The following is a 16,553-nucleotide window of genomic DNA, read 5'->3' as shown; positions in this document are numbered from 1 at the left end:
TAATCTTGTTTAAAATATTTAGAATATTATACAAAATAAATGTTATAAGTACAGAAAATTTCTATTAAAACTCCCTTTGATAGTTGGCACGGAAATTGCTGTATATATAAAGTATATGAAAAAATAAATTCTAAGGGGGATTTTTAATATGGAAAACGTTAAAGTAGCAATTTGGGGCTTTGGAGCTATGGGAAGTGGAATGGCTCGTATGCTTTTAAAGAAAAAAGGTGTAGATATAGTAGGAGTATGTGATTTACACCCAGAAAGAGCTGGTAGAAGTATTTATGATGTTTTAGGTATTGAAAGAGGAGAAAAGCCAGAGGTTATAATAAATCCTAACATAGATGAAGTACTAACTGAAAAGTGCTGTGACATATGCCTTTGTGCAACAGATTCTTTCACTAAAAATGCTTTCCCAAGATTAAAGAAAGTTTTAGAGAAAAAAATAAATGTAATCTCAACTGCTGAAGAAATGGCTTATCCACAAGCTCAAAATCCAGAAATTGCAGCAGAACTTGATAAAATTGCTAAAGAAAATGGAGTTTCTATTCTTGGAACAGGAATAAACCCAGGACTAATAATGGATTTATTAGTAGTTTGCTTAACAGGCTGCATGACTGATGTAGATCATATTGAAGCTAAGAGAGTAAACAGCCTTTCACCATTCGGACCAGCAGTTATGGAAGAGCAAGGAGTTGGAATGAAGGTAGATGATTTCAATAGAGGAGTTGCTGATGGAAGCTTAGCAGGACATGTTGGTTTCTCTGAGTCTATTAATATGATTGCGGATGCTATTGGCTGGAAAGTTGATAAGTTTGAGCAACAAATGGCTCCAATAGTTACATCTGTAGATAGAAAATCACCATTTGGTTTTGCAGCAGCTGGAGATGTAGCAGGTGTTAATATGACTGGACAAGGATATGTAGATGGACAAGTTAAAATTGATATGATTCATCCACAACAAATTGAACCAGAAATGGAAGGCACTTTTACCGGAGATTATATCACTATAAAAGGTACTCCAGAGGTTAACATGTCAATTAAACCAGAAGTAGATGGAGGGCTTGGAACTATTGCTATGTGCGTTAACATGATTCCACATGTTATTAATGCAGATCCAGGCTTAAAAACAATGATAGATTTACCAGTACCAAGAGCTATTATGGGAGACTTTAGAACTTTTATAAAGAGATAATATATAGTTTTAAATTTAAATCATTAATATAGAAAATGAAATTAAAAGGCTTTAAGGGTAAAAGCCTCTAAGGAATATAGAGTTAATAATAATTTTAAATTAAACTTCCTTGAGTAATTTTTATAAATATATGAGAAATTTGCTCAAGGAAGCATATTATAAAGTCACTTTCAGTTAAGTATAAATTGAGAGTTTATGAGAAGGCATGGTTAAAAATAAAAGATAGATTAAAAATTTGGAGGTGGATAACTTGATTAAGGTAGGAACTTTCGTTGAGATAACAAACAAAGTTTTAGATCCAGAGGATAGATCACCTGTTATACCAGAGGAAACAAAAATCACTCCACTTATGATGTGGGTTAGAGGCTTTACTACAACAGAATGTAGCTTAGGAGAAGAGACAGAAATTGAAACTCCTAGTGGAAGAAAAGTTAGAGGGGTAGTAACAGCAGTAGAACCAGCTTACACCCATGACTTTGGTAGGTATGTAAGTGAGATAGCTTATGTAGGAAAGCAAGCAAAGGAAATGCTATTCAAATAGTGTAAGGAAGTAGGTGAATAAGGTGAATAAATATGAAGCTCTCATGGAGAGAAAAAATGAAATAATGATAAAGTCAGTTGGTATTGACTTTAGTAAGTATGAAACAGGAGCCTTAGCTTTTGATTATGAAGCTATGATGAGAGACACTGGATATTCCTTAAGTGACATCATGAAAATTCAAAGAGAAGTTGGGGTAGGTAACACACCTCTTCTAGAGTTAAAAAATATTACAGCTTTAGCAAGAAAGGTTTCTAAAACAGGAAAAGCAGCTAGAATTTTCATAAAGGATGAAAGCTGTAATCCTTCAGGAAGCTTTAAAGATAGAAGAGCCTCAGTATCAGTTTATGATGCAAAGCAAAGAGGATATAAGGGAGTTGCCTCTGCAACCTCAGGAAACTATGGAGCAGCGGTAGCATCTCAAGCAGCTATGCAGGGGTTAAAATGTATAATCGTTCAAGAGTGCTATGACTCTAAAAAAGTAGGTCAGCCAGAAATTCTAGAAAAGGGAAGAAAATGTGAAGGTTTAGGAGCAGAGGTGCTTCAACTAACTGTAGGACCAGAGCTTTTCTATACGTACTTAAATGTATTAGAAGAAACAGGCTTCTACAATGCATCTTTATACTCTTCCTATGGAATTGCAGGAGTAGAAACCTTAGGTTATGAAATTGCAACTCAATGTAGAGAGAAATTTGGCAAGGACCCAGAAGTGGTAATTGCTACCCATGCTGGTGGTGGAAACGTAACTGGTACAGCAAGAGGTCTTATAAAAGCTGGAGCTACAAGCACTAAATTAGTAGGAGCTTCAGTAAATTTAGAAGGACTTCATATGGCAAGTGATAAGGACTTTAACCGAAAATCCTTCACTACTGGCCACACTGGCTTTGGAATTCCATTTATGGTTTGGCCAGATAGAAGTGATGTACCAAGAAGTGCAGCAAGACCACTTAGATATTTAGATAGATATGTAACTGTAGCTCAAGGACAGGTTTTCTATATGACAGAGCTTCTTGCTCAACTAGAAGGCTTAGAAAGAGGGCCAGCAGGAAATACTTCTCTTGCAGCAGCTTTTGTAATAGCTCAAGAGATGGAAGATGACGAAATTATAGTAATTCAAGAAACAGAATATACTGGAGCAGGAAAGCACATTTTACCTCAACTTACCTTTGCAAAAAACAATGGTATAGAAATTCTTAAAGGAGATCCAAAGACAGAGGTTCCAGGCAAAAATATTGTGCTTCCAGAAAGTCCAGCAATGCTTCAAATAGATGATAAGGATCTGAATGGATATAGAAAATCACTTATTAAAAATAGCATTAAAAAGTTAGACAGCAATACAGTAGATATTCTTGATGTAGACTTCCTATGTGAAGAAACAAAATTAAGCAAGGTAGAAGTAATAGATATACTTTCGAGCCATGGCATTTTCGTTAAATAATGAACAAGTTCATTTTGTTCACAACTTTGGAAGCTAATTTGTACTGCTACTAAAGCAGCTTAAATAGTCAGAGCAACTGCCACTAAAAGAAGATGGGAGCATTAAAGCTTCCAAAATGTTGTTAAATAAATAATTGGGGGGAAAAGCAGTGAAAAGAGAAGATGATTTTCAAAAAAGAAGAGAACATTTAAAAAATCTAACTGATGAGCAATTATATGAAAGATTTTGGGCACTAACTGAGCAAATAGTTACACCAATGGTAGACTTAGCTCATAACAATACTTCATCATCTATAGAAAGATCTGTACTTTTAAGAATGGGTTTTTCAAGTATAGAGTCTTCAAAAATAGTTCAAGAAGGTATGAAAGCAAAGCTTTTAGGAAAAGGCATGGGAAATGTGGTTTTAAAGTATGCAGAGCTAAAAGGAATAAACTACTTAGATGCAGGCCGTGAACTAGGAGAAGGTAAAGGTTGGGCTGAAGTATCAGGATTATTTAGGGGGGATAAATAATGCTAGAAGAAAACAAAAAAATAAATGTGGAAGAGATACTTAAAGATTTAGATAAGTATGAGCCAAAAAGAAGAGGTTGGCATTGGAGAGAAGCTCACAATGAACCAATGGGAGAATTTGAATATAGAGAAATAACAAAACCACTTAAAAATAGTAAAGCTCTTCCATCAGCAAGAAGCTTTAACAACATAGATCCTCAACCAAAACCAGTAATCACTACAGAAATTGCTTCAGGAAGATTTGAAGATGATATAAGAAGAATGAGAATGGCTGCATGGCATGGAGCTGACCACATCATGGTTATCAGAACTGCTGGACAAAGCCATTATGATGGATTAATTGAAGGTTCACCAGAAGGAATTGGTGGAGTTCCAATTACAAGAAAAGAAGTAAGAGCTACAAGAAAAGCTATTGATTTAATAGAAGAAGAAGTTGGAAGAGAAATTAACTTCCACTCTTATGTATCAGGGGTTGCAGGTCCTGATATAGCAGTTATGTTTGCTGAAGAGGGAGTTAACGGTGCTCACCAAGACCCACAATACAACGTTTTATACAGAAATATTAACATGGTAAGATCTTTCGTAGATGCAGCTGTTGCTAAGCACATGATGGCTTGGGCAGATATGCTTCAAATAGACGGAGCTCATAATGCCAATGCAACAGCAATGAAGGGTTATATGGTAATGCCAGAGCTTATGGTTCAACATGCTATAAACTCTAAATACTCTGAAATGGTGGGAATGAAGCCAAGTAATATTGCTCTTTCAACAGTACCACCAACAGCGCCACCAGCTCCATGTTTAAGATATGACTTACCTTATGCAGTGGCACTAAGAGACTTATTTAGAAATTATAAAATGAGAGCTCAAATGAATACTAAGTACATGGACTCTTGTACAAGAGAGGCTACAGTAACTCACAGCTTAAACTTATTAATCTCTGAGCTTACTTCAGCAGATATCCAAAGTACAATTACTCCTGATGAAGGAAGAAACGTGCCATGGCATTACAATAACATCCATGCAGTAAATACTGCAAAACAAGCCTTAATTGGTATGGATGGCTTAATGGATATGGTAGAACTTAAAAAAGAAGGATACCTACCAGAAAAAGTTAGAGAGCTTAAAGAAAGAGCTGTATTATTCTTAGAGGAAATCATTGAAAATGGCGGATACTTTAAAGCAGTTGAAGATGGATTCTTCGTTGACTCTGGAGAATATCCAGCAAGAAACGGTGATGGTATTGCTCGTAAAATAGATGGAGGACTTGCAGTAGATACTGTAGTTCCAAGAGATAAAGATTACTTTGCACCAGTTTGTGCTCACTTTGGTTACAACAATGTACCAGAAAAATATGAGCATGCTTGTGATGCAATAAAAGGATGTACTTTCTGCGATAGAACCAAGATTGTTTACATTGATGAATTAGATGAAGAAGATAATGTTATTAAGAGAATGGAAAAAGTTAAAGAAGATGGAACCATTGTTCCAGAAGTTGAATGGAAAAAAGATGGTTATGTATCTGTAACATTATTTATTCCAGAAGATCCAAGAATTGCAGAAGCAGCAGCTCTTGAAATGGGTAAAAATATGAACTTAACAGACGTGGAAATTATCCATAAGCAAGTAATGCAAGATGCTGAAGGAACTCTAGTTGAGATTAAGGGAAGAGTTAACTTTAAAATTGTTAGAGATGAATTAAAACTTCCAGAGGTTAAAGAAATTCTTGCAGATGATGTAATGAGAGAATATGTTAAGAATCGTCCAATTAGAGTAGTGGCAGCTACTGCAGGAGAAGATGAGCACTCTGTTGGCTTAAGAGAAGTAATTGACATTAAGCATGGAGGAATAGAAAAATACGGTATAGAAGCTGTATACCTTGGAACTTCTTGCCCAGTAGAAAAGTTAATTGATGCAGCTATTGAAACAAAGGCTGATGCAATTTTAATGAGTACAATTATTACTCATAACGATGTTCATATGAAGAACATGAGAAAATTAAATGACCTTTGTATAGAAAAAGGAGTTAGAGACAAGCTTATATTAGCTTGTGGAGGAACTCAAGTTACTAATGAAATTGCTGTAGCGAACGGTATGGATGCAGGCTTTGGCCGTGGAAGCAAGGGACACCATGTAGCTTCCTTCATCATTGAAACTTTAATGAAAGAAGAAAAATAAAATAAACTAAGGGCATACAAAATTACTGTATGCCCTTAATCATAGGAGTGTGCTTATGAAGGTAGAGTATTTAATTGCGGAAATTGGAAGTACTACTACCCTTGTTACGGCCTTTAATTTTAAAAATGGGGTAGAAGTGATTGGACAAGGAAAAGCCTTTACTTCTGTGCTGCAAGGGGATGTAACCATTGGACTAAAAAATGCAGTAAAGGAAATTGAGGATGCCTTAGGAGAAAAGCTAGATTATGGTAGAATGCTTGCAACCAGTAGTGCTGCTGGGGGACTAAAAATTACTGTCCATGGCTTAGTTCAAGATATGACAGTAAAAGCTGCAAGAGAAGCTGCTCTTGGTGCTGGCGGCATTATTAAGATGGTTACAGCTGGAAGGCTTAGAAAATCTGACATAAAAAAGATAAGAGAAATAAGTCCAAATTTAATTATGATTGCAGGTGGCACAGACTACGGTGAAAGAGAAACTGCACTTTACAATTCAGAGGTTTTAGCAGAAGCAGATCTTGGAATTCCAGTGGTTTACTGCGGTAATTGTGCAAATGTAGATGAAGTGAAGGAAATATTTGAAGAAAAAGAACTTTATGTTATAGAGAATGTTTATCCTAGAGTGGATGAATTAAATGTGGAACCAGCAAGGGCTATGATACAAGATGCTTTTGAGAAAAACATTGTAAAGGCTGGGGGCATGGATAAAATCAAAGAAATGGTGGATGGAGCAATAATGCCAACTCCTGGAGCCGTAATGGAAGCTACCAAGCTTTTATATGATGTCCTTGGGGATGTATTAGTTTTTGATGTTGGGGGAGCTACTACAGATGTACATTCAGTTACAGAGGGAAGTTTAGAGGTATTAGACATCCTTGTAACTCCAGAGCCTAAGGCAAAAAGAACTGTAGAAGGTGACCTTGGGGTTTATGTTAATAGAATTAACGTAATAGAACTTTTAACACACCATGAAACTGAAGGAAACTCAAAAGAATATATAGAAAATCAAATTAAGCCAATTCCAGCTACGGAAGAAGAGAGAAAGTGGAGTGGAGTTTTAACTAAAAAAGCTGTGGAAGTAGCAATCAGCAGGCATGTTGGATATATAAAAAGAGTCTATGGGGCAGGAAAAAATTTCTTAGCCTATGGGAAGGATTTATCCATGGTGAAATATATCGTGGGTACTGGTGGAGCTTTAACAAGACTTCCAAAGGGTGAAGAAACCCTTGAAGGAATAAAAGAAATTAAAGAGGATTTAACCATGTATCCAAGAGCGGAAGCCAAGGTGCTTATAGATAATATGTATATTATGGCCTGCGCAGGAGTTTTAAGCAGAGAAAATAAAGAAGCAGCAATTACTTTATTAAAGGAGAGTCTTAAGCTATGAAGAGGAGCTATCCCTGTATAGAAGCTAATTTAAATAAGATAAAACACAATACATCAACAATTCTTGAAATATGCCAAAGATTAGGTATAGATGTAGTTGGAGTTACAAAGGTATTTTGTGCACAAAAACCTATAGTTAATTCCATGATAGAAGGTGGATTAAAGGTTATAGGAGATTCAAGACTTTCAAACCTAAAGAGAGTGAATGAAGCAAAGTGTGAAAAGTTACTTCTTAGAATTCCTATGGAAAGTGATGCCTCTTCTGTGGTTAAGTATGCAGATATATCCTTAAATTCAGAGGTTGAAACAGTAAAAAAGCTATCAAAAGCAGCAAAAAGAGCAAATAAGATTCATAAGATTATATTGATGATAGACTTAGGGGATTTAAGAGAGGGAGTCTTAGAATACGATGTTTTAGATGCGGCAAAGGAAATAAATAAACTTCCTAATATAGAACTAGTAGGAGTAGGAACAAACTTAACCTGTTACGGGGGTGTATTACCTGATGAAGAAAACCTAAGCAAGCTCATTACAATTAAGGAGAAAATTGAGAGGGTTTTAGAAATAAAACTTCCAATTATATCAGGAGGAAACTCCAGCAGTCTTTATATGGTAATGGATAACACTATGCCAAAGGGAATTAATCAATTAAGACTTGGGGAGTCTATAGTACTAGGAAGAGAAACTGCTTATGGAAAGGAAGTTCCTAATGCCCATAAGGATTGCTTTGTTCTTAAAGGAGAAATCATAGAAATTAAAAATAAACCCTCTGTACCTACAGGTAAAATAGGCTTAGATGCCTTTGGAGAGGTTCCAAAGTTTGAGGATAGAGGAGTTATAAAAAGAGCAATTATTGCCCTTGGAAGACAGGATATTAAAGTGGATGGAATAACTCCTTTAGATAATGGAATTAGAGTTTTAGGTGCTAGTAGCGATCATCTAATTTTAGATGTAACTGAAAGTAAATATGACTATAGAGTAGGAGATGTAGTAGATTTTTATATGGACTATGGATGCTTACTACAAGCTATGACCTCGCCTTATGTAAGTAAATATTATGTAGGATAATAAATATCATTATGTAGGATAAAACTAGCTTTGATAAATAGGTAGTAATAAGGCTGTTGACAATAGTATTTTGTCAGCAGTTTTATTTTTTTTACTGAAACTTTTAGAACATGGGACAGTGGTAAAACCGTAAAAACTAATATATTATAATAAGTGAAAGAAGGCAAAGATTTCCCCAAAAGGCCTTTATTTAACCTTGTATTAGTCGGTAAAGCAACCAAGAATAGTTTTGGGGTATTTCAAATTCCAGCTTTGGTTATTTAATATTGTGAGGAAGTGTGGCTCTTCTTTCTTAAATAAAGAATTAGGTTCTAAATAAAGAAATTTGTCTGTTGGATAATGGGACATATTTTCCAGGAAATAAATTTCAACATATTTCCATTTATTTACATAGAGCTCTATATATTTCCTGGGAAAACTGTGTATGTTAACAGAGAATGCTGCTTAAATTCCATGATTTTTTAGGTGGGAATTTGTAGTATGCTGGAGTTAAAAGATAAAATCTTAAAACAAATTATGGGAATTACAGGGATTTTTATAGAAGGGATGTACGACAAAAGTTATCAATTACCAATGAGAATAAAACTAATGAGCAAAATTTAACATTATAATAAGTAAAGGGGAGGAGAAAAATGAATATTGATGTGATAAATCAAGTGATAATATTGTTCTTAATGATGCTGGTAGGTGTTTATGCAACTAAAAGAGGGTTTATTACTAAGGAAGTGGAGAAGGGGTTAAGCAGTTTGCTTCTTAATATAACCTTACCTTTTTTAATAGTTAGTACCTTCAACCTAGAATTTGACAGTAACTTACTAGATAGTGCAAAGAAAATTGTAATCTATTCCATAGTAATACACTTAGGGCTATATGCTTTAAGCAAAGTTATTTTCTTTAAGGCTTCCAAGGAGAAACAGCCAGTATTAAGATTTATAACCACTTTTTCCAATGTGGGTTTTATGGGGTACCCAGTGCTTCAAAGTATTTTTGGAGATGTGGGTGTGTTTTATGGAGCAATCTTTAATATGGTGTTTAATGCTTTTGTATGGACATTAGGTGTATCCCTATATAGTGGCAAAAAGTCTTTGAGATCCTTTATACAAGTATTGAAAAATCCAGCTTTTATTGCTGTTTGCCTAGGATTAGTGTTGTTTATTTCTCCAGTTAAGTTACCAACTCCTATATATAAAACTCTTAAACTAATGGGAGATACAACTACACCGATATCCATGTTAATAGTAGGAGCTATGCTGTCTTCCGCCAACTTTAAGGAAGTGCTTTCTGATTGGACTATATATCTAGGTTCTTTTATATGCTTGATAGTTGCTCCTCTTTTAGTTTATTTAGTTATGACCACATTAGGATTAGACAGAGAACTTACAAGAGTGTGCGTCATAATAATTGCAATGCCAGGAGCAGTAATGGCTCCAATTATAGCCTCGAAGTATGGGGGGAATGCTGAGTATGCTTCTCAATGTGTATTTTTAAGCACAATACTTTCAGTAATTACAATACCATTAATAATAGTTACTTTATTATAATTCAGGTTAAAAAGCGTATGGCTGACCTTCAAGAAAAAATAAACTTATACAAGAATTATTTTTAAAAAATAGGAAAGTATTTATTTTAATGACAGGAATTGTCGTTTGTTATAAAATTTTAATATCAACCTAATAGAGGGTAATTTAATTGGGAAAATCTAAAATTAATTGGGAATTAAATATGAATAAAAGCAACTAAATATAACTATTAAAATTATTTATAAGTAATGATATAATTTGCTTAAACATTGCATAAGGCATTTTAGAGAAATAAATTAGTGCAGTGAAAATCTACACTATAAATATAAGGAGTGAAAAAAATGAGTGCAAAATTTGTTGAAAACTTAGAATTAGCTATGGAAAACCTACATAAGGTAGGTGCCTTTCTTACAGTGAAGGAGGGAGACAGAGTTAACACAATGACTATTAGCTGGGGAAACATAGGCTTTGAATGGAGAAGACCAATATTTACAGTACTAGTGAGAGAATCTAGATATACCTTTGACTTAATGGAAAAAGCAGAAAGCTTTACTGTAAGTGTTCCAGTAAACAATAACCTAAGAAAAGAACTAGGCTTTGTTGGTTCAAAATCAGGAAGAGATATGGATAAGTTTAAAGAATGTAATTTAGAATTGATGCCATCAAAACTTGTGGAAACTCCAATAATCGGAGGAGTGGATATGATTCATTACGAATGTAAAATAGTTTACAAACAAGCAATGGATCCAAACCTTCTAAGCAAGGATATACAAGAAGAATGCTATGATGCAGGTGATTACCATACAATTTACTATGGAGAAATTGTAGAGAGCTATAGAAGTTAAGAAATCTTACCATAACACTAATAGAGTGTAAATGAAAAATACTAAACTAAGAGCTGGCAGAGATGCTGGCTTTTTTATTTCATAGAGTTACAATAGTAAAACTCAACCGATAATAAGGAGATGTAGTATAAAGATAAGCATCTTCCATATAGTGAAAGTTTAACAATGAACCCTCAGGGCTATAAAAATATATGTTTATGTATTAATTTCAATTTATATTTATAACCATATAAGAATATTTCGCCATATATTTATGTCTTCTTATAAAGAAAAGAATATAACAATATATAGTGTTTATGCAGGTTTGGGCTACATTGACTATTTTTCAAGTAGCAAAAGGACACTAAAATAAGTAGAATCTGGCTTATATTATTTTTGGCAGCAATGAAGTTGAAGGGACATTTATTTTATAGGTGGGGGGGAAAGAAAATAAGTGTTATGCTTTAAATTTACTACTTACAAGATTTGTTTGAAATAAATAAGAAGAAATGATAATATAAAGTAAGTAAGAACTGTATTGAGAATACATTTATGTTTAATTTTAGAAGGGAGTGATACTGTGGTTAATAATATGAGGACAGAAATGAAAATTGGGTTATTACTAATTGCACTTTCCGGAGTAGAAAATATTTTCTTTAATACTCCTGAGTTTATTGTAGGAATGACCTTTGCTTTAGGAATTACATTTGAGATTATAGGCGGAATAAAAGAGGAATCTTATCAAAGACTAAAGCAATGGAAAAAATCTTTCTGGAAGGTCAAGGAAGCTTAGAAAGATCTAATTGGCAAGATCTACATTTAATTTTAAATAATAAAGTCAAAGGCTAGCAGGAATGCTAGCTTATTTATTATATATTTATGTGTTCTTATAAAGAAATATACTAAGGTATGTATTTAAACTGGCTAAAAAGATATGACCTATTTGATAAAGGAGGAATTAGACAATAAAATAATATGAATGGCATTAATTTTTACGCTATATTTTACAACTTGGATGCTTGAAAAACTCTTTTTTATGAGTAAATTGATTGAAGACAATAGAGTTGAATCTACATGAGAAATTCAATACAATACTGCTAATTTTTTACTAAGCATTTAAATGAGAATACAGTAAAAACATAGCATAGCATAATTGTAAAAGTTAATAAATCAAGTAGGAATTTTTGAAGCTATTGTCGAAGTATTTAGAAAATAATAAATAACTAAAAATAGAAGAGAAGTTATAAGCAAGTTCTTTCTAAAGTTTATAAAATCACATGGGGGGAATTTTATGAATGTTTTAGTAGTAGAGGATAATAAATTACAAAGAGAAAATCTAAAAAGGATTTTGCAAGAAATAAGTGTAGATTTAAATATATATGAAGCTGAAGATAAAGAAGAAGCATTAACAATGGGGAGAGAAGTTTTGATTGATCTTTTCTACATAGATATTCACTTAAAAAACTCTTCTGGGATATCTCTAGCCAAGGAACTCAGAAAAGATTATAGATACGAATTAGCATGGATTATCTTCATTACAACTCATATGGGGTATATGATTGATGCCTTCAAGCAACTTCATTGCTACGATTACATTGAGAAGCCTTATAATAAGGAAAAAGTAATTGAACTTACGAATAAGTTTATTAGAAACGGAAAAGACATCAAAGAAATGAAGAAAAAGTATGTGGTTTTTGAAATAGAGCAAAGATTATCAATGAAGTTTTATATTGAGGAAATTCTATTTGTAGAAGTGAGGATAAAAACGTGTACAATTCATACTAAGAATGGAGCTTTTAAAATATTAGGTATGAGATTGAAAGAAATTCTAGAAAAGATTAGCTGTGATTATATTGTCCAGTGTCATAAGTCTTTTATTGTAAATACAAAAGAAATAAAAAAAATAGGAAAAATAGGTTCTAAATCCTGGGAGATAGGCTTTCAGGGACATGATGAAAAGGCTTTGGTAAGCTATAATTTTAAGGATAAGGTTTTTAAAATATTTAAAGGTGAAATACAGTAAGTTTATGTATTAATGGGGGATTTATGGGTGTTGTTGAGAGTTTTATAATAACGTTTACAGAAATGATTTCAATAACGATTTTATGGAGCAACCTTGTATCAAAAAAGATAAGTTTATCTAAGAATTTGCTAATACTAATTATCACATCATTGATAAATGCTGTAACTCAATTTAATTTTTATGCCAATACAATTTTAAGTTATTTAGTGCTTGTATTATTAGTAAGTTATATTTATCATAGGACTATTGTTCAGGCTTTGCTGGAGTTTTTGCTTACTTTACTTATACTTATGGTTTTTCAAATTGTTGGTATATCACTATTTGGAATTTTTATTGCAATAGATATGGATAATTTTATTATTAGTGTAAGTATTAATATATTAATTATATTTTTATCTTTTACCATTTGCAGGTATGTACCGGTATTCAATAAAAAACTAATGATTAAAATAGATAAAAAAATAATGACTTATTTCATTACTAATTTACTTGGATATATTTTAGTATCAAAGGTTTTATGGGACTATGATAATGATATAATTTTAGACAATTGGATAAGTTTTGTTTTAATTCTTTCAACAATGTTTATTATAAACACTATAATGTATTTTTATATTGTAAGAGTAGAGCATGAAAGAAGAGAAATATCAGTTAAAGCTAAATATGGAGAGGTTCTGAGAAGTATCACAGAAGAAATAAGAGAAAGACAGCATGATTTTAAAAACCACTTAAGTATAATAAGTGGTCTTGTAGAATTAAGTAAAAGAAATGAGAATTGTTATAATGTTAAAAGTTACATTAACAGCCTAAGCAATTCTATGCAAAGTCTAGAAAATATGATATATATAGACAACTCAATACTTAGTGCTATAGTATACAGTAAGCTTCACGAAGCTAATAAATTAAATATTAAATTTAAATACATTATAGAAAATTCATTACTTGAAACATCCTTAAGGGATTATGAACTAGTTGAAGTTTTAACAAACCTAATTGACAACGGTTTTGAGGTGTTAGAAAAGTATCAAGAGGAGAAGTGTTTAACGGTAAAAACTTATTTTGAAGAAAATATGAATGTTTTAGAAGTTAGTAATAGTGGTATTATTAAGGCTGAAGATATAAATAACATATTCCAAAGAGGCTTTACAACTAAAGGAAAGGTTGGGAGAGGGCTTGGACTTTATAATGTGAAAAAGATAGTTGAAGGAAATGGTGGGGAGATACAACTATCTTTGGAAGAAGGTAATACAGTATTCAGATTAATTTTTAAATAATCTTTTAGGAGGGAGAACCTCATAAATAAGTGCAAGTCTCACTGCGTTAGATTATAACACCTGTTAGTGCAACTAACCAAACACCTAACATATTAATTAGTGATTTGGATAAGGTGACTTTGTTACTATGACTAATATATTAAAGAAACATATGAAATTAGTAGACCCTGATATTTAGCATAGGTAATAGTGGTATAACTATAAATGTGGAACAAAAAAACAAAGTTGACCACAATAAGGATGCAAAAATTCTTTTAATGAAGTCCTCCTAAGGAAATTCTCCGTACCTTATATTATAGTAAATACCATAATTAAGTTCATAAGTAAATACCATAGAAATGAAAGGGAAAAGACTAGACATGAGAGGAATTTAAAAAAATAAAATTCCTCTCATGTCTTAAAAATTCCTTTTCATATCTTTTCTATTGTTTCAAAATGTAATTCTGATAACATTATTTTGTAAAGAAAAATATTATGGAAGTTAATAACTAAAAATCCTGCATTTAAAGAAATATTAAAACGTAATGTAATAACTTATATTCTGACGAATTCATAAAAATATAATAGATTTTGTGTTTTTATTGCCTTTATATGGTTCTGATTTACAAAATTAATGTTGCGTTTATAGTTGATTAATTTCCTCTATCAAATATTCAAGGCAAAAATTTGATAAAAGGAGATACGTTATTATGAAAAAATCTATATTAGTAGCTATAGCTATAGTTATATTATTCTGTGGTGGATATCTTTTAAATAATAAACTTTTAAAAGATAAGGAAGTTTCAAATTATTTACAGAAGACTTACGAGTTGCCTGCTTTTGAAGAAGATTTTCCAAGTCCAAAAAAAGTTAACTTAATGCAAGTTGACTTGAGAGGAAAAGATTTATCAGCGTTAGATATAAATGATAGAAGTAAAGACTTATTTTATGCATATTTTGACACTACAACAAAGTGGCCAAGCAAAGACAAAATGCCAAAGGATTATAATCCAAAAGAAATATTGGACATGGGTAAAGATCCAGGACTTGAAGTTAGAAAGCTACACAAACAAGGAATAACAGGTAAAAATATAGGTATAGCAATATTAGATTCACCTTTAAAAAACAAGCATAAAGAATATTATGACAGAATAAAGCACTATGAAGAATTATTTAATCCAAGAACAGACAATCTTATGCATGGTCCAGCTGTGGCATCTATTGCAGCGGGAAAAACTGTAGGAGTGGCACCAAAAGCAGATATATATTATTTTGCAGTGAATAATACTTATACAGACAAAAGTGGAAGTTCAAGATATGATTTTGAAAAAGTAGCAATTGCAATAGATAAGGTTATTGAATTAAATAAGGGATTACCAAAAAATAAGAAAATAAAAGTTATCTCCATGTCAATGGGATGTCTTCCCGAAGATAAAGGTTATAAAGAATTTAAGGAAGCTGTTGATAAGGCAACCAAAGAAGGAATATTCACTATTTCTACATCATTACCTGACACTCATGGATTTGAATTTACAGGAGCAGGTAGACATCCAACAAACAATCCCAATGAGGTTTCATCTTACTCAGCAGGAAAGTTTTGGGAGGGGGCGATTTTTTCTAGAAAAACTCCCGAACAATTTCTAGATAGTGATAAAAATTGCTTATATTTTCCTATGGATTCAAGAACTATAGCTGGATCTAATTATGATGATGAATATACTTTTTATAGATACGGCGCATATAGTTGGATTGTACCATATATCTCAGGATTATATGTGCTAGCTTGTGAAGCAAACCCAGAGGTTACTCCTGAACTTTTCTGGAAGACAGCTATGGAAACCAGTAAGGCAACTAAGGTTGATTATAAATCAAAAACCTTTGAAATTAAGCATGTGGTAAGTCCTGTAGATTTAATTAATAAACTAAAGTTGCTCAACTAAAGCTGTTAGGTAGGATAAATAACTAGGTAAAAAAAGTTAATTCTATGCGATTAAATTATGCATGATGTTTCTATAATTTGGTAATAAAGGATATAGCTATTTATAAGACTCTGAAGATTTACTGAGTAATATTCCAATAAAAGGTAGTATATTAATATAGGTAATAATACTCTATATTAATATACTACCTTTTATTAATGATATTTTTATATTTAAAGCTATAAAGCTTTCATAAGGTCTTTTTAATAAGTTTTGGTACATAAGTATTTAAATGATAAGTTCGGGGATATTTATATAGTTCTTATATAAACAGGTTATTTAGAAAATGTTTAAGAAGAAGGGAAAGCATGGTATAGCTATTAAGTATATAAATTTAGAAATATATAAAGGGGAAATAACTGTAGTTATTGGGCTTAGTAGGTTAGGAAAAAGTGCTATACTTTATTTTTAGTATGGTTAGATAAGCCATCAGTTGGAAGGGGTATATAAATAGAGAAGAGTTAAAAAATAAGCAAAGTAATGAATATTTTTTTAACAGAATAAGTTTATAAAGATGATACTTATTTACATAGTTATTGTAACTGAAACCCTAGTATTTATGGGGAGTGCAATTAATTATAAGTTATAAATTTAATAAAGATAAGATTTTTGAAACTTTTATTATAGAGAAAAGTTTCAAAAAG

Annotated in this window: 14 protein-coding genes; all 14 read left to right on the top strand. The window is 32.1% G+C overall.

The genetic code is table 11. From position 1 onward, the window contains the following. The first annotated feature begins 148 nt into the window (after positions 1 to 148). Positions 149 to 1,195: a 2,4-diaminopentanoate dehydrogenase gene (gene ord, locus J2Z44_RS01050; protein ID WP_021284350.1), complete on the top strand. Its 1,047-nt coding sequence runs from the start codon at positions 149 to 151 to the stop codon at positions 1,193 to 1,195. A gap of 241 nt (positions 1,196 to 1,436) precedes the next feature. Next, positions 1,437 to 1,736: a 2-amino-4-oxopentanoate thiolase subunit OrtA gene (ortA, locus tag J2Z44_RS01045; protein WP_031271713.1), complete on the top strand. Its 300-nt coding sequence runs from the start codon at positions 1,437 to 1,439 to the stop codon at positions 1,734 to 1,736. A 22-nt stretch (positions 1,737 to 1,758) separates the two neighbouring features. Beyond that, positions 1,759 to 3,171 (top strand): 2-amino-4-oxopentanoate thiolase subunit OrtB, encoded by a 1,413-nt coding sequence (gene ortB / locus J2Z44_RS01040; protein ID WP_031271714.1) that lies wholly within the window; start codon positions 1,759 to 1,761, stop codon positions 3,169 to 3,171. Between the two features lie 148 nt (positions 3,172 to 3,319). Beyond that, positions 3,320 to 3,682 carry an ornithine aminomutase subunit alpha gene (locus J2Z44_RS01035; protein ID WP_021284353.1) on the top strand — a complete coding sequence of 121 codons (363 nt, stop codon included), beginning with the start codon at positions 3,320 to 3,322 and terminating at the stop codon, positions 3,680 to 3,682. Continuing rightward, positions 3,682 to 5,859 carry a D-ornithine 4,5-aminomutase subunit OraE gene (gene oraE / locus J2Z44_RS01030; RefSeq protein WP_021284354.1) on the top strand — a complete coding sequence of 726 codons (2,178 nt, stop codon included), beginning with the start codon at positions 3,682 to 3,684 and terminating at the stop codon, positions 5,857 to 5,859. The genes J2Z44_RS01035 and oraE overlap by 1 nt, the downstream gene beginning before the upstream one ends. A 55-nt stretch (positions 5,860 to 5,914) precedes the next feature. Beyond that, positions 5,915 to 7,243 (top strand): GlmL-related ornithine degradation protein, encoded by a 1,329-nt coding sequence (locus tag J2Z44_RS01025; protein ID WP_021284355.1) that lies wholly within the window; start codon positions 5,915 to 5,917, stop codon positions 7,241 to 7,243. Beyond that, positions 7,240 to 8,310 (top strand): ornithine racemase Orr, encoded by a 1,071-nt coding sequence (gene orr / locus J2Z44_RS01020; RefSeq protein ID WP_209649281.1) that lies wholly within the window; start codon positions 7,240 to 7,242, stop codon positions 8,308 to 8,310. Before J2Z44_RS01025 ends, orr begins: the two co-directional genes overlap by 4 nt. Before the next feature lie 480 nt (positions 8,311 to 8,790). After that, positions 8,791 to 8,913, top strand: a complete 123-nt coding sequence (locus J2Z44_RS21735; RefSeq protein WP_021284358.1) for a hypothetical protein — start codon at positions 8,791 to 8,793, stop codon at positions 8,911 to 8,913. Between the two features lie 29 nt (positions 8,914 to 8,942). Further along, positions 8,943 to 9,851, top strand: coding sequence for an AEC family transporter (locus tag J2Z44_RS01015; RefSeq protein ID WP_021284359.1), 909 nt, complete (start codon positions 8,943 to 8,945; stop codon positions 9,849 to 9,851). Positions 9,852 to 10,171: 320 nt separating this feature from the next. Beyond that, entirely contained in the window at positions 10,172 to 10,675 is a 504-nt protein-coding gene (locus J2Z44_RS01010) for a flavin reductase family protein (RefSeq protein WP_021284360.1), read from the top strand. A gap of 559 nt (positions 10,676 to 11,234) precedes the next feature. Then, positions 11,235 to 11,447: a hypothetical protein gene (locus J2Z44_RS01005; protein WP_021284361.1), complete on the top strand. Its 213-nt coding sequence runs from the start codon at positions 11,235 to 11,237 to the stop codon at positions 11,445 to 11,447. A gap of 498 nt (positions 11,448 to 11,945) precedes the next feature. Further along, entirely contained in the window at positions 11,946 to 12,677 is a 732-nt protein-coding gene (locus tag J2Z44_RS01000) for a LytR/AlgR family response regulator transcription factor (RefSeq protein ID WP_021284363.1), read from the top strand. Between the two features lie 23 nt (positions 12,678 to 12,700). Continuing rightward, complete coding sequence (locus J2Z44_RS00995; RefSeq protein WP_021284364.1) at positions 12,701 to 13,951, top strand: sensor histidine kinase; 1,251 nt, start codon at positions 12,701 to 12,703, stop codon at positions 13,949 to 13,951. A gap of 689 nt (positions 13,952 to 14,640) precedes the next feature. Next, complete coding sequence (locus J2Z44_RS00990) at positions 14,641 to 15,870, top strand: S8 family serine peptidase (RefSeq protein WP_021284365.1); 1,230 nt, start codon at positions 14,641 to 14,643, stop codon at positions 15,868 to 15,870. Positions 15,871 to 16,553 lie beyond the last annotated feature (683 nt).

The organism is Clostridium punense (genome assembly GCF_017874425.1).
Taxonomy (GTDB): domain Bacteria; phylum Bacillota; class Clostridia; order Clostridiales; family Clostridiaceae; genus Clostridium_J; species Clostridium_J punense.
This window is presented reverse-complemented; position numbering and strand designations above follow the sequence as displayed.